Origin of the sequence: Wohlfahrtiimonas larvae (assembly GCF_002006755.1) — a bacterium.
GTDB classification, from domain to species: domain Bacteria; phylum Pseudomonadota; class Gammaproteobacteria; order Cardiobacteriales; family Wohlfahrtiimonadaceae; genus Wohlfahrtiimonas; species Wohlfahrtiimonas larvae.
This window is the reverse complement of the sequence record NZ_MVDO01000124.1, coordinates 1-12,735: the sequence shown is the minus strand read 5'-3', so window position 1 is coordinate 12,735 and position 12,735 is coordinate 1. Positions and strand designations below refer to the sequence as shown.

The window sequence follows — 12,735 nt, the reverse complement described above, 5'->3', positions numbered from 1 at the left end:
GCGCACAAGTTTTTCAATCGGAGCATCTACATCTTTAAAGAAATATTCTTCTTCAATACCAATCACTTTGCCTTTCAATGAATCATTGATATTGGCTAAATAATCTAATTTTTGTGTTTGTTTAGATGTTGGATCACGTTGATCAAAGCCTGCGATTGCTTGTAATACAATGGCTGCATCATCAACTGTACGAGCCATTGGGCCAATGTGATCTAATGTCCAAGCCAATGGGAAACAGCCATATTTAGCAACTAAACCATGCGTTGGTTTTAAGCCCACTAAACCACAAGCAGAAGATGGAATGCGAATAGATCCCGCTGTATCTGTCCCCAATGTTACTGGTGTCATACCTGCTGTTACTGCAGCACCTGAACCACCACTTGATCCACCTGGGATTTTCTCTAATTTCCAAGGGTTTTTAACAGGGCCAAAATGTGGACTATTATTAGTAATACCCCAAGCATATTCGTGCATATTGAGTTTGCCGAGTAAAACTGCACCTGCTTCTTTCAGTTTGGCAATGACAGTAGCATCATCTTCAGAAACAAAGTTTTCATGGTATTTAGAAGCCATTGTTGTGACTTCGCCACCAATGTAAATATTATCTTTGATTGCCATCGGAATACCATGTAAAGGCCCTCGATATCTACCTTCAGCAATCTCTTGATCCATTTTTGCTGCTTCTGCCAAAGCTTGTTCATCTCTGAATGAGATATAAGCATTGATTTCTGGATTCAAACGATGAGCTTGTTCTAGTACCATTTTGGTCAGTTCAACGGATGTGAGTTGTTTTGTTTTGATGAGTTCTGCAAGTTCGCTCACAGGCAATAAAACTTGATGATTAGACATGAATATCCTCCAAAATATTAGATATGATCTTTGCCGGCTGTGTTAACCAAGCAAATATCAGCATCTGCTAGCTTTGTTGTTTGAATGTTTTTACGCATTTCAACAATGGCTTTCCAGCGGGATTCAACTTCATCAATTCTTTTGGGATTAACTTTGATTTGACGTTGTTCTAATAGCTCTTTTGCTGAATAGGACATCTTTTTCTCCTTGAAATGTATAGACGTAGAACAAAATTTCCCAAAAGTCTATGGAATGATTGGGATTTTAAGTACCGAGGGTGCAATAGCTGACTAGGCGCCGTAGTCAATGGAATATTTCATGAATGTTAAGCATCCTAATACAAAATTATCGTATTAGGCAAATTTTGTTTAATATTTAATCCAAAGGTCAACTTAACATGATGTAAAAATATATGACTGAATGATTCTATGAAAATATCTTGGTTACTTCTTGGAGAAATTTATTAGCAGCGGGGGGTAATTGTCTGCCCAATCTGCTCATGATTTTGGTTTGAGTTTGATTAAAATATTGATGTTCCAGCTTTTTCAGCACAATATTTTTGTCATCTTCATATCGCATAAAATTGGGTAATAGTGCAATGCCACCTTCACTGGCATAGCTTTTTAGTAGATGAAGATAGTTACATACTAAGCTCGGCTTTAAATGAATGCCATCATCATCGGCTGCTTTTTGGATGATTTGTTGAACGCCATGAGAAATATGGCTCAGTGCCAAGCGATGTTCTGCCAATTCTGATAATTGGATGGGATGTTGTTTTGCATTCAGTGGGTGGTTAGGTGTCATGAATATCATCATTGGATGATGGATTTCAAAGTGTGTGCGAATATTTGGATTTAATTCGGGATTGAAGGCGATGCCGATATGTGCTTCATTTTCAATGATGCTTCTCACAACATTATTACTGCCGACAACATCAACGTTGATTTCAATATTGGGATGTTTGGCTGAAAAATTGGCAATGACTTTGGATAATAAGCGCAAATAGCCTTCACCTGTTGTGATGATAAGTTTACCTTGATCTAATCCTTGCAAAGAAGCAAGAGAGGCGATTAGATCTTCTTGTTGCTCTAATGTTTGTTGAAAATACTGTAAAACTAATTGACCTGCCTCAGTTGGTACAGCACCACGTAAATTTTTTTCTAAAAGAGAAACCTTTAACTCATTCTCTAATAAGGTAATTTGTCGACTCACGGCGGAAGGTGCAATATTCATCATATCTGCTGCATTGCGAATGCCACCATATTTTACAGCCTGATGAAAATAATAAACTCGATGATTCTTAACCATGGATAATCCTTTATAATACTCATCGTGAAAATATCATGGTGATTCAATAAAGCAAATAGGTAGAAAATTTTAGGCTATAAAAAAGCTGAATTTAAATGTGAATTCAGCTTTTGAGTTGGTATCTTTCAAAGGTAATTAATTTAACTGTAATGATTTCTTAGATTCCATCAATAGATCAATCACATCTGGGGCTGTGATAATGATGGATTCAGGGATTAAATCTTCTTCTTTAACACCATTATGAATCATGCAGGCTTTGCAAACTTTGAGCTTGCCACCAGCTTGGATAAATGCAGGTAATAATTCATTCAGAGGTTTGAATGGTGTGCCAATATCAATTTTATCATCGTAGTGTTGTTGGGCGAGTGCAACTGCATTGGATAATAAAACGATTTCAGCGCTGTAACCTTTTGCTAAAGCTTCATTACCCATTGTGAATGCAATGGTCACATTATTAGCATCTGCTTCATGTTGCGTTAATGTAATGAGTAGATCAACCATATTAAGCTCCTTAAGGTTCGATTAATTTCCGAATTAAACGTGAAACATTTTCGACAACTTCATCTTTTGTGATGAGTTGATTGATAAACATACCGCCCACAGTACAGGTTGCACCAAAGATCATCATTAATGTCACTGTTGGAATTTTGCTATTTTCGGGGAGAAAAGGGGTAAGCGAAGCTTCCAATGTTTGACAGAAAAAGGATTGAAGTTCTGAATCTATCATAGCGTATTCAGGGTAAGCTTTGAGCGCAGCAATCACCGCAAAGCAGGATTTACCATGTTCTGCAAAGCACTTCATATAAGTTTTGGCGAAAACTTGAATGGCATCATCAAGAGAATTAGCTTCTTGGTTAATACCATTTTCCATATTGTGGGCAAGTTTGGTTAATGTATCTTGAAAAAGTGTATATAGCAGAGTTTTTCGATTACCAAAGTGACGATACGTGATGGGTTTTGTGATGCCTGCTTTATCTGCAAGAGAAATGAGCGTTAAAGCATCGGTTCCTGCCTCATCAATGATTTGATGTGCGAGTTCTAACAATTGCTCGTAACGTTCATCTTTATGTAATCGGCTTTTCAAGAGAATATCCTTTAAGGGTTGGGGATTAAATCAACCTTTGGAAAATCAATGGTTGGCTCCACAATATTATTAACCCAATTGCTTAAGGTATTCAATGCTGTCAGTGCAGTAATTTGGATAATTTCTTGATCAGTAATGCCATTGCTTTTGGCAGATGCCAACATTTCATCCGTCAAATGCGCATTGGTTTTTAGAATGTTTAAAGCAAGATCAATGATGGCTTGTCCTTTTGTATCTTCGCTTTTACCTTTTTGTGCATCTATACATTCATCAGGTGTTAAGCCAGCACGTTTTGCAGAAAATGTATGGCCACTCACGCAGTAATGACAGCCATTATAATTAGCAACAGTAAGGGCGATTAACTCACGTTGTTTGGCTGTTAATTGTGCATGGTTGTTCAATGTTTCTTGAAAGGTTAAGAAACCACTCAATGATGCACCATCAATCCCGATGGCTGCAAAGAAATTGGGGATCATCCCAAAGTTAGTTTTGGCATGATTGAGGATAGGTTGTGCTAAATCATCAGCAGTTTCTAAGGTTACTAAAGGTAATTTTGACATGATTTATGCTCCATTTTTAGTTCAAGTTACGTTTGGTTACTTTTATTGTTACTAATAGTAACTTTAAGTGTAAGTAAAATCAAATTGAATATTAAATCTGCTGTTTTTATTGGTTTTTATCATGCGTAAAATTCTAAAATAATCAGGATTGTGGTAGATTATGAACATGTTGTTATCACAAATTTTAGAGAAAATTGAATGAGTAAGAAAAAAACTGCGTTTAATCCGCAAATCGCAGCCAATAAGAAAGCGTTTCACGATTACTTCATTGAAGAGAAAATCGAAGCGGGCATCAGCTTAGAAGGTTGGGAAGTGAAAAGTATTCGTGCAGGAAAAGCGCAAATTAAAGAAGCGTATGTGACATTTAAAGATGGTGAAGCATTTTTATTTGGTGCACATATGTCACCATTAACATCTGCATCAACACACGTTAAAGCTGATCCTATTCGTACACGTAAATTACTACTCCATAAGCATGAAATTGATCGCTTATTAGGGAGTATTGATCGAAAAGGTTATACCATTGTACCGTTAAGTCTGTATTGGAAAAAAGGTATGGTGAAAGCTGAGATTGGCTTAGCGAAAGGTAAAAAAGATCATGATAAACGTGCATCAATTAAAGAACGTGAATGGAATATTGAAAAGCATCGCGTATTGAAAGGTGGTTAAATGAAATCTATTTCTAAAAGCCGTTTAGATGAGATTGTTGCTAATGCGCGAAAAGAAGCTGATAAACGTGCCTCAGGTTATCGTGAACGTGCATTAGGCATGTATCCTTGGATTTGTGGTCGTTGTACACGTGAATTTACACGTGCTAATTTATTTGAGTTAACAGTACATCACAAAGATCATGATCACGATAATAATCCTCCTGATGGTAGTAACTGGGAGTTGCTGTGTTTGTATTGCCATGATAATGAACACCAACGACAAGAAGAAGCATTGCGTGCGCAATATGTTATCACTGATGATCAAAAAGTTGATGTAAAACATAATCCTTTTGCAGGATTGGCTGATATGCTTAAAAAATAGACGGAAATGGAGTTTGACAAGAGAGTAAATCACGCTATAATGAGCGCCTCTTTTGAGATATGCGCCCATAGCTCAGCTGGATAGAGTACCTGGCTACGAACCAGGCGGTCGGAGGTTCGACTCCTTCTGGGCGCGCCAATTGATAGAAACCCTGAAATTTATTTCAGGGTTTTTTGGTATTGAATCTTTAGAAATTCAGCTTATAGTTTATAAGCCTGCATAAGATTGATTTATTCTGAGTTGGTTGTTTATTGATCAATGATGGTATTGACAGAATTGAAATACACGATATAATGTTCACCTCTTTTGAGATATGCGCCCATAGCTCAGCTGGATAGAGTACCTGGCTACGAACCAGGCGGTCGGAGGTTCGACTCCTTCTGGGCGCGCCAATTGATAGAAACCCTGAAATTTATTTCAGGGTTTTTTGGTATTGAATCTTTAGAAATTCAGCTTATAGTTTATAAGCCTGCATAAGATTGATTTATTCTGAGTTGGTTGTTTATTGATCAATGATGGTATTGACAGAATTGAAATACACGATATAATGTTCACCTCTTTTGAGATATGCGCCCATAGCTCAGCTGGATAGAGTACCTGGCTACGAACCAGGCGGTCGGAGGTTCGACTCCTTCTGGGCGCGCCAATTAATAGAAACCCTGAAATTTATTTCAGGGTTTTTTGGTATTTATCTTTGATAAAAATTTATTAAATCAATTTGGTTATCATATAAATAATATCTTCATAGCTTATAACTACAATAGGTTAGGTAATAAAAAAGCGCTCACATGGAGCGCTTTTATGTACTGAGTTTTAATTATAGCGTTTTGATGGAAGCAATCATATCGTTAACCATCTTCTGGGCATCACCATAAACCATATTAGTATTATCTAAATAGAATAGGTGGTTTTCAATGCCAGAGAAGCCTGCACCTTGTCCGCGCTTCACAACAAATACTTGTTTTGCCATGTCAGCATTCAAGATTGGCATGCCGTAGATTGGGCTTGACTTATCTGTTCTTGCAACTGGGTTAACGACATCGTTAGCACCTATGACCAATACAGCATCAGTGTCTTTAAACTCTTCGTTGATTTCATCTAAGTCAAAGATTAAATCATACGGAATGCCCGCTTCTGCCAATAAGACGTTCATATGACCAGGCATGCGGCCCGCAACAGGGTGGATTGCAAATTTAACATCAACACCTTTATCTTCTAATAGCTTCGTCAGTTCTGCAACTTTATGTTGTGCTTGCGCAACTGCTAGGCCGTAACCAGGAATGATGATAACTTTTTGTGCATAAGCCATTGTCATCGCAGCATCGCCGGCGGCAACAGGTTTTAAGCTGCCTGCAATTTCTTCTGTGCTTGCTTGTGCTTCACCAAAGTTAGAGAACAATACATTTGATAATGAGCGGTTCATTGCTTTGGCCATTAAGATTGTTAATAGAGAACCTGCTGCACCTACAACCATGCCTGAAACAACTAAACCGTAGTTATTCGTTGCAATACCTTCAAATGCAACAGCTAAGCCTGTTAATGCATTGAATAATGAGATTACAACAGGCATGTCAGCACCACCGATTGGAATGGCGATCAAGATACCCAATGCTGCAGCAACAACAAACAATAGAATTATTAAAGAATAACTTGGTGCTGTATCGTGAGTTGTAACATTAGCAAGCATAATTACAAATAAGATTGCAGCCATGAGCAGTGCGCCATTGATTGCATTTCTACCTTTGATGCGTACAACTTTATTCATACGGCCATCAAGTTTCATCCAAGCAATAATAGATCCAGTGAATGAAACTAAACCGATCAAGCCACCGATGCCTGCCAATAATAACATTGGTGGTAATTCGCGAAAAGTGCCACTAATGCTATGTTCTTCTACTAGTATGCCGGTGCGTAGTAGCGTGATGGCTGCGATACATGCTGCAGATGCAGAGCCTACACCATTGTAGATTGCGATCATTTGTGGCATGTCTGTCATTGCGACATTTTTTGCCGTAACATTTGCGATGATACCACCAATTAAGATTGCAAAAATCATTAAGAAATAGTTGCCATGAATAGCAGGGTGGATGAATGTCAAAACCGTCGCAAATGCCATTGCATAGCCCGCCCAAACAATTCCTGAGCGTGCAGTAGAAGGATGGCTCATGCGTTTTAAGGCAAAAATAAATGTAATGGCGGTTGCAAAGTAGCCAAGATTAACAATAAATTGTAATAAACCAGTCATTATTTATTCCCCTTTTTATCGCTTGGTTTGAACATTTCTAGCATGCGCTCAGTAACAACATAGCCACCAACAGCGTTTGCGGCACCAAATACAACAGCGATAAAGCCTAATGTTGTTTGCCAGAAGCCCTCTGCTTCACCTAATGCAATCATTGCGCCAATTAATACAACACCATGAATAAAGTTGGAACCTGACATGAGCGGCGTATGTAGGATTGCAGGTACGCGAGAAATAATCTCAAAACCTACAATGGCAGCTAAAGCGATGACGAAAAGTGTGATCATAATTATTTCTCCAATGCTTGACGAACACGTTCATGCACAATTTCACCATCTTTTGTGAGTAAGCATTGTGCAATGACTTCATCGTCATAATCTAAAGTTAATTGTCCTTCTGCCATGAATGGTGAAAGTAAATTCAATAGGTTTTTAGCATACATTTCTGATGCGTGTAATGGTGCACGTGAGGCAACATTTACAGGGCCAGAAATGGTGACATGATTGTAATGAACAATGCTGTCTGCTTTTGTTAATTCACAGTTGCCACCAGTTTCAGCAGCAAGATCAATGATCACGGCACCTTCTAGCATACCATCTACCATATCTTTGGTAATAATTGTAGGTGCTTTACGGCCTGGAATTGCAGCAGTACTGATAACAGCATGTGCCTTGCTTAAATGTTTTTTTAATGCTTCAGCTTGCATTGCCACTTCTTCTTCAGTTAATTCACGAGCATAACCACCTTCACCTGCGGCATTAACGCCTGTATCAATGAGTTTTGCCCCCAATGATTCAACTTGTTCTTTAGCGTCTGGGCGAATGTCATACGCTTCAACTTGTGCGCCTAAGCGACGTGCTGTACCGATGGCTTGTAAGCCAGCAACGCCAGCACCAATCACAACAACTTTAGCAGGGCGAATTGTACCCGCTGCTGTTGTTAACATTGGGAATAAACGAGGGGACAATGATGCCGCCATCAATACACCTTCATAGCCTACGATGGTTGCTTGAGATGATAATGCATCCATGCTTTGTGCGCGGGTGATTCTAGGGATTAATTCCATTGCCAAGGATGTGATTTTGTGATCTTTTAAAGCTTTCACAATTTCAGGGTTTTGATAAGGGTTGAGTAGCCCAACCAAGATTGTGCCTGCTTTTAAGTTTTTGATTGTTTCAATGCTCGGTGCTTGAACACAAAGAATGATATCATTTTCGTTAAACTTAGGTGTTTCTACAGCAATATCTTGATAACTAGTATCAGGAAAATATGCATTTTTACCTGCATCAGGTGTTAAAGTAACGGTAAATCCAAGATCTTTAAATCTTTTTGCTACTAAAGGATCAAGCGCAACGCGCTTCTCTTTTAGAGCTCCTTCTTTAAGGACAATAATATTTTGTGTCATGTTCTACACCTTAAAATTGCGGTTAATATAGGTTCGATAATCCTACCATATTTTTGAATTATCCGTATTTACATGAAATAATTTATTAATTTTGTTCAATCTTTGTGCTAAATGATTTTGTTATGAATGTTCTAGCTTAGTGTTTTTACATGTTAACTATTTGAATTTTATTAGCATATCTAATCATCATTAAAATTTGTATGACCGTAGTCAATTGTTGTTAAATCAGTAAATCGAGAATACTTTCCTTGGAAAGCTACTTTTACTGTTCCAATAGGGCCATTTCTCTGTTTGCCTATAATAATTTCAGCAATTCCTTTTTCTGGGCTATCAGGGTTGTAGACTTCATCGCGATATACAAAGCATATTAAGTCGGCATCTTGCTCAATTGCACCGGATTCCCGTAAGTCGCTCATAATAGGACGTTTATTAGGGCGCTGCTCTAGGCTTCGGTTGAGCTGTGAAAGCACAATCACAGGGACTTCTAGTTCACGAGCCATCAATTTTAATGAACGTGAAATTTCCGAAACTTCGGCAACACGTTGATCGCCCAGCCCGGGAACCTTCATTAATTGAAGGTAGTCTACCATGATTAGACCAAGATCTTTATGATCACGCTTCAATCGACGGGCGCGCGCACGCATTTCTGAGGGACTTAATCCACCTGCATCATCAATAAATATTTTTGTTTGATTTAATTGTTTGGTTGCGCTGACTAGACGTTGCATTTCATGGGTATCTAATTTACCTTTTCGTAAATTGGTTTGCTCGATACGACCAAGTGAAGAGAACATACGCATCACCAATTGTTCAGCGGGCATTTCTAAGCTGAATACAGCAATGGGTTTTTTGGTTGAGATAGCAACAGCTTCAACAATATTCATAGCAAAAGTTGTTTTACCCATGGAAGGGCGGCCAGCAACAACAATCATGTCGCCATTTTGTAAGCCAGATGTCATATTGTCAAATTCAGATAAACCTGTGGGTGCACCTGTAATACCATCTTCGATTTTGCCTAACTCTTCTAAACGTTGAAGAGAGGCTTGTAAAACTGTATTGATGTCAAGTAAGCCTTCACCTGCTTTTGTGCCTTGTTCTGCGATGGCAAAAACACTTTTTTCAGCTTCTTCTAATAATTCTGCGCACGTTCTTCCTTCAGGGTTAAAACCATTATCAACAATTTTAGAGCCTGCCCCTATCAATTGGCGTACGATGGAGCGCTCTCTGATAATGTCGGCATAAGCTGTAATATTTGTTGCGCCAGTTGTTTCAGAAGCGAGCATTGCTAAATAAGGGCGGCCACCTGCATCATCTAACTTGTTTTGTTGCTCTAGTTGGTCTGCTACAGTTAGGATGTCAATAGGTTTGCCACTTTCAGCAAGTTGTTGGATTGTCGTGAAAATTAGTCTATGATCGCCACGATAAAAATCGATAGGATTGAGCTTACCATCAATTCTTTGCCAGCCTTCAGTATCATAAAGTAGGGCTCCTAATAATGCTTGCTCTGCTTCTATAGAATGAGGAGGTATTTTAAGTTGTTGAAGTTGTTGGTCATCCATGAGTACACAATATTCCAAACATTAAAGTGAAGATTTTTGAAGCAATAATTCTAACATAGATCAGTATTCTTTTATCTAGCAATGCTCTTTTTGATTTTTCCCCTTGCGTGAAAAGTTTTATATGGTTAGAATTGCCAGGGTTTATTAATTGAAGATAAATTTAATTTATAGTAGATTTACAAAGAAATTGTAAATTTCAGAGGTGTAGCATTTAAAAACTAAAACAAAGAGGTAGTATGGATACTCTCAACAGTAATCAGCCTAATATCATTGAAACGGTTGACGATACCTTATTGTATGAACAATATATTTCAGCACATAACGATTTAGTGTGCGAAAATCGTAGAAATTTATTAAAATTAGCTACTGGCGCTGTAGCAGCAACATCTTTAATGGGCGTATTTGCAATGCAACCTGCATTGGCAAAAGAAGCTGTCACTAAAGAACGCGAGCTAAGAATTTTTACACCTGCTTTGGGTGAAACAAGTCGCATTATTTATTGGATTCCTGGTGAAGGTTATATTCGCGAATCTTTGGATGAGATCTCTTGGGCATTGCGTGATCGCAGAACTAAAACAGCAAAATTATATGACCCGCATGTTTTAGATCAGTTATTCGCATTGCGCTTACAATTAGATTACCATAAGCCAACTCATGCACTGAGTGGTTATAGATCGCCACAAACCAACGCAATGTTAAGCCGCACGCAAAAAGGGGTGGCAAAGAATAGCTTCCATATGCGTGGTCGTGCAATTGATATCAGAATGCCAGGCACATCAACTTCTAATATCAGACGAGCAGCATTATCTTTAAAAGCTGGTGGTGTTGGTTACTATAGTCGTTCTAATTTCGTACATATTGATAGCGGACAAGTGAGAACTTGGGGTCGTTAATTTAATAGAAGCAATTAGCCATGGTTACATGGCTTTTTTTTCGTACATTTTTTATATTTAAGTTTTTAGGAAGCATCATGAAGGATCATCAAAAAGCATTCATCGAATTAGCTATTCAATATGAGGCATTAAAGTTTGGCGAGTTTACATTAAAATCTGGTCGTATTAGTCCATACTTTTTTAATGCGGGTGCATTTAATACGGGTGAGGCATTAGCAAAGTTAGGTGAGTTTTATGCTGAAATGATCAAAGAGAATGAACTATCTTTTGATATGCTGTTCGGTCCAGCATATAAAGGTATTCCTTTAGTTTCTTCAACAGTATCAGCTTTGTATAATAAGTATCACCAAAATTATCCTTGGAGCTTTAACCGTAAAGAAGCCAAAGATCATGGCGAAGGTGGAATGATTGTAGGTTCTGCTTTGCAGGGTGATGTTTTATTGATTGATGATGTGATGACAGCAGGTACTGCGATCCGTGAATCCATTGAGTTGATTGAAAAAGCAGGTGCTAAACCCGCGTGTGTTGTACTGATGCTAGATCGTCAAGAACGTGGGCGATCTGAGTTGTCGGCAGTGCAAGAAATGCGACAAAATTATGGTTTAACAGTGTGTTCTTTAATTTCTATGGGGGATCTGATTAGTTATTTAGAAGCATCGGGTGATAACATTGAAACACTTGAGAATATGAAGAAATATCGCGATCAATATGGAGTGTAGAATGACATTGCCAGATGCTCAGAAAATTAAAGTTAGTAGTTTAACTCGCAAATATGATGGGTTCTTTAAGATCGATGAGTTAATTTTTGATCATCCCACCTTTAATGGTGAAATGATCAAAAATGTTCGTCGCGAAGTATTTGTAAGGTTAGATGCTGTAGCCGTTCTACCTTATGATCCTGTGAACGATACAGTCTTATTGACGAGACAATTGCGCATTGCATCTGCAGGCAAAATGGAATCACCTTGGGTAATCGAATTGATGGCAGGATTGGTAGATAAAACAGACGAAGCTTTTGTTAATGTTGCTGAGCGTGAGGCAATGGAAGAGGCGGGTTTGAATATTAGCAATTTAACACCTATTTGTGATTTTTTTCCATCTGTGGGTGGAAGTAATGAAAAATTATATTTATTTTTAGCTTTAACGGACCTATCAAAAGCAGGTGGTTATTTCGGTTTGTCAGAAGAGCATGAAGACATTGAAGCTTTTGTTGTATCAAGAGAAGCGGCAATGGAAATGATATTAAATGGGGAAATTCAAACCGCATCTACAATTATTGCGCTACAATGGTTGCAATTGAATCATCATAGATATCAAAGAAGGTAATTCGAGGTTATTATGATTTTGTATATGCATCCAGAAAATCCCCAGCCAAGAGCAATAGCGCAGGCAGTGGAAATTTTACGTAAAGATGGTATTTTAGTATATCCCACTGACTCTAGTTATGCTTTTTGTTGTATGATCGGTAATCAGCAAGGGATGGAGCGTATTCGTCGTATTCGTGAGGTTAGTGATGATCACTTTTTCTCATTGGTATGCAGAGATTTGTCAGAGTTAGCAACCTATGCGATGGTGGATAATAGTCAATATCGTTTATTAAAGGCTGTTTTACCTGGTGCATATACTTTTATATTAAAAGGTTCTAAAGATATTCCTAAAAAACTTTTAACACCTAAACGTAAAACAATTGGTTTGCGTGTGCCTGATCATAAAATTACACAGGATTTGTTAGAAGCATTGGGAGAGCCTTTATTATCAACAACGGTGACATTACCAAACTATACCGCTGAAGATCTGAGAGAA

General features: G+C 38.1%; 16 protein-coding genes and 3 tRNA genes. 9 read left to right on the top strand and 10 right to left on the bottom strand.

From position 1 onward, the window contains the following. The 6 genes from BZK14_RS07495 to BZK14_RS07470 form a co-directional block, all read right to left on the bottom strand. On the bottom strand, positions 1-849 hold an 849-nt coding region (locus BZK14_RS07495), incomplete at its 3' end, for an amidase (protein ID WP_245831228.1). Between the two features lie 17 nt (positions 850-866). Beyond that, positions 867-1,046, bottom strand: coding sequence for a hypothetical protein (locus BZK14_RS07490; protein WP_077925905.1), 180 nt, complete (start codon positions 1,044-1,046; stop codon positions 867-869). 229 nt (positions 1,047-1,275) lie between these two features. Beyond that, positions 1,276-2,157, bottom strand: coding sequence for a LysR family transcriptional regulator (locus tag BZK14_RS07485; protein WP_077925904.1), 882 nt, complete (start codon positions 2,155-2,157; stop codon positions 1,276-1,278). Positions 2,158-2,292: 135 nt separating this feature from the next. Continuing rightward, positions 2,293-2,658, bottom strand: coding sequence for a DsrE family protein (locus BZK14_RS07480; RefSeq protein ID WP_077925903.1), 366 nt, complete (start codon positions 2,656-2,658; stop codon positions 2,293-2,295). 10 nt (positions 2,659-2,668) lie between these two features. Further along, positions 2,669-3,241 carry a TetR/AcrR family transcriptional regulator gene (locus tag BZK14_RS07475; RefSeq protein WP_077925902.1) on the bottom strand — a complete coding sequence of 191 codons (573 nt, stop codon included), beginning with the start codon at positions 3,239-3,241 and terminating at the stop codon, positions 2,669-2,671. An 11-nt stretch (positions 3,242-3,252) separates the two neighbouring features. Further along, the gene (locus BZK14_RS07470) at positions 3,253-3,801 is read right to left on the bottom strand and encodes a carboxymuconolactone decarboxylase family protein (RefSeq protein ID WP_077925901.1); all 549 of its coding nucleotides are present in this window, start codon (positions 3,799-3,801) and stop codon (positions 3,253-3,255) included. 198 nt (positions 3,802-3,999) lie between these two features. Between BZK14_RS07470 and smpB the strand changes: the two genes are divergently transcribed. From smpB to BZK14_RS07445, 5 genes are all read left to right on the top strand, one after another. Next, entirely contained in the window at positions 4,000-4,470 is a 471-nt protein-coding gene (gene smpB / locus BZK14_RS07465; protein WP_077925900.1) for an SsrA-binding protein SmpB, read from the top strand. Further along, the gene (locus BZK14_RS07460) at positions 4,471-4,833 is read left to right on the top strand and encodes a YajD family HNH nuclease (protein ID WP_077925899.1); all 363 of its coding nucleotides are present in this window, start codon (positions 4,471-4,473) and stop codon (positions 4,831-4,833) included. It begins immediately after the preceding gene. Positions 4,834-4,894: 61 nt separating this feature from the next. Further along, positions 4,895-4,971: transfer RNA gene (locus tag BZK14_RS07455), tRNA-Arg, on the top strand. Between the two features lie 177 nt (positions 4,972-5,148). Then, a tRNA-Arg gene (locus tag BZK14_RS07450) sits at positions 5,149-5,225 on the top strand. A gap of 177 nt (positions 5,226-5,402) precedes the next feature. Continuing rightward, positions 5,403-5,479 (top strand) — tRNA-Arg (locus BZK14_RS07445). A gap of 171 nt (positions 5,480-5,650) precedes the next feature. Here the strand turns inward: BZK14_RS07445 and BZK14_RS07440 are convergent. The 4 genes from BZK14_RS07440 to dnaB all read right to left on the bottom strand — a co-directional run bounded on the left by BZK14_RS07440 (position 5,651) and on the right by dnaB (position 10,039). Then, a complete protein-coding gene (locus BZK14_RS07440) occupies positions 5,651-7,078 on the bottom strand; it encodes an NAD(P)(+) transhydrogenase (Re/Si-specific) subunit beta (protein WP_077925898.1) in 1,428 nt (475 codons plus the stop codon). Then, the gene (locus tag BZK14_RS07435) at positions 7,078-7,362 is read right to left on the bottom strand and encodes an NAD(P) transhydrogenase subunit alpha part 2 (RefSeq protein WP_077925897.1); all 285 of its coding nucleotides are present in this window, start codon (positions 7,360-7,362) and stop codon (positions 7,078-7,080) included. Before BZK14_RS07435 ends, BZK14_RS07440 begins: the two co-directional genes overlap by 1 nt. 2 nt (positions 7,363-7,364) lie before the next feature. Beyond that, positions 7,365-8,480: an NAD(P) transhydrogenase subunit alpha gene (locus tag BZK14_RS07430; RefSeq protein WP_077925896.1), complete on the bottom strand. Its 1,116-nt coding sequence runs from the start codon at positions 8,478-8,480 to the stop codon at positions 7,365-7,367. Positions 8,481-8,659: 179 nt separating this feature from the next. After that, a complete protein-coding gene (gene dnaB, locus BZK14_RS07425) occupies positions 8,660-10,039 on the bottom strand; it encodes a replicative DNA helicase (protein ID WP_077925895.1) in 1,380 nt (459 codons plus the stop codon). A gap of 236 nt (positions 10,040-10,275) precedes the next feature. Here dnaB and BZK14_RS07420 point away from each other — a divergent pair, with 236 nt between their 5' ends. The 4 genes from BZK14_RS07420 to BZK14_RS07405 all read left to right on the top strand — a co-directional run. After that, positions 10,276-10,932: a peptidoglycan L,D-endopeptidase MepK gene (locus BZK14_RS07420; RefSeq protein ID WP_077925894.1), complete on the top strand. Its 657-nt coding sequence runs from the start codon at positions 10,276-10,278 to the stop codon at positions 10,930-10,932. Between the two features lie 77 nt (positions 10,933-11,009). Further along, entirely contained in the window at positions 11,010-11,651 is a 642-nt protein-coding gene (gene pyrE / locus BZK14_RS07415; protein WP_077925893.1) for an orotate phosphoribosyltransferase, read from the top strand. Between the two features lies 1 nt (position 11,652). After that, the gene (locus BZK14_RS07410) at positions 11,653-12,258 is read left to right on the top strand and encodes an NUDIX domain-containing protein (protein ID WP_077925892.1); all 606 of its coding nucleotides are present in this window, start codon (positions 11,653-11,655) and stop codon (positions 12,256-12,258) included. Positions 12,259-12,270: 12 nt separating this feature from the next. Then, positions 12,271-12,735, top strand: a 465-nt coding sequence (locus BZK14_RS07405; RefSeq protein ID WP_077925906.1) for an L-threonylcarbamoyladenylate synthase, incomplete at its 3' end; no start/stop codon positions are given.

Bases quoted from the DNA above. Each gene is read 5' to 3' on its own strand.
- BZK14_RS07490 (WP_077925905.1), bottom strand. From the start codon at position 1,046: ATGTCCTATTCAGCAAAAGAGCTATTAGAACAACGTCAAATCAAAGTT.
- BZK14_RS07485 (WP_077925904.1), bottom strand. From the start codon at position 2,157: ATGGTTAAGAATCATCGAGTTTATTATTTTCATCAGGCTGTAAAATAT.
- BZK14_RS07480 (WP_077925903.1), bottom strand. From the start codon at position 2,658: ATGGTTGATCTACTCATTACATTAACGCAACATGAAGCAGATGCTAAT.
- BZK14_RS07470 (WP_077925901.1), bottom strand. From the start codon at position 3,801: ATGTCAAAATTACCTTTAGTAACCTTAGAAACTGCTGATGATTTAGCA.
- smpB (WP_077925900.1), top strand. From the start codon at position 4,000: ATGAGTAAGAAAAAAACTGCGTTTAATCCGCAAATCGCAGCCAATAAG.
- BZK14_RS07460 (WP_077925899.1), top strand. From the start codon at position 4,471: ATGAAATCTATTTCTAAAAGCCGTTTAGATGAGATTGTTGCTAATGCG.
- BZK14_RS07440 (WP_077925898.1), bottom strand. From the start codon at position 7,078: ATGACTGGTTTATTACAATTTATTGTTAATCTTGGCTACTTTGCAACC.
- BZK14_RS07435 (WP_077925897.1), bottom strand. From the start codon at position 7,362: ATGATCACACTTTTCGTCATCGCTTTAGCTGCCATTGTAGGTTTTGAG.
- BZK14_RS07430 (WP_077925896.1), bottom strand. From the start codon at position 8,480: ATGACACAAAATATTATTGTCCTTAAAGAAGGAGCTCTAAAAGAGAAG.
- dnaB (WP_077925895.1), bottom strand. From the start codon at position 10,039: ATGGATGACCAACAACTTCAACAACTTAAAATACCTCCTCATTCTATA.
- BZK14_RS07420 (WP_077925894.1), top strand. From the start codon at position 10,276: ATGGATACTCTCAACAGTAATCAGCCTAATATCATTGAAACGGTTGAC.
- pyrE (WP_077925893.1), top strand. From the start codon at position 11,010: ATGAAGGATCATCAAAAAGCATTCATCGAATTAGCTATTCAATATGAG.
- BZK14_RS07410 (WP_077925892.1), top strand. From the start codon at position 11,653: ATGACATTGCCAGATGCTCAGAAAATTAAAGTTAGTAGTTTAACTCGC.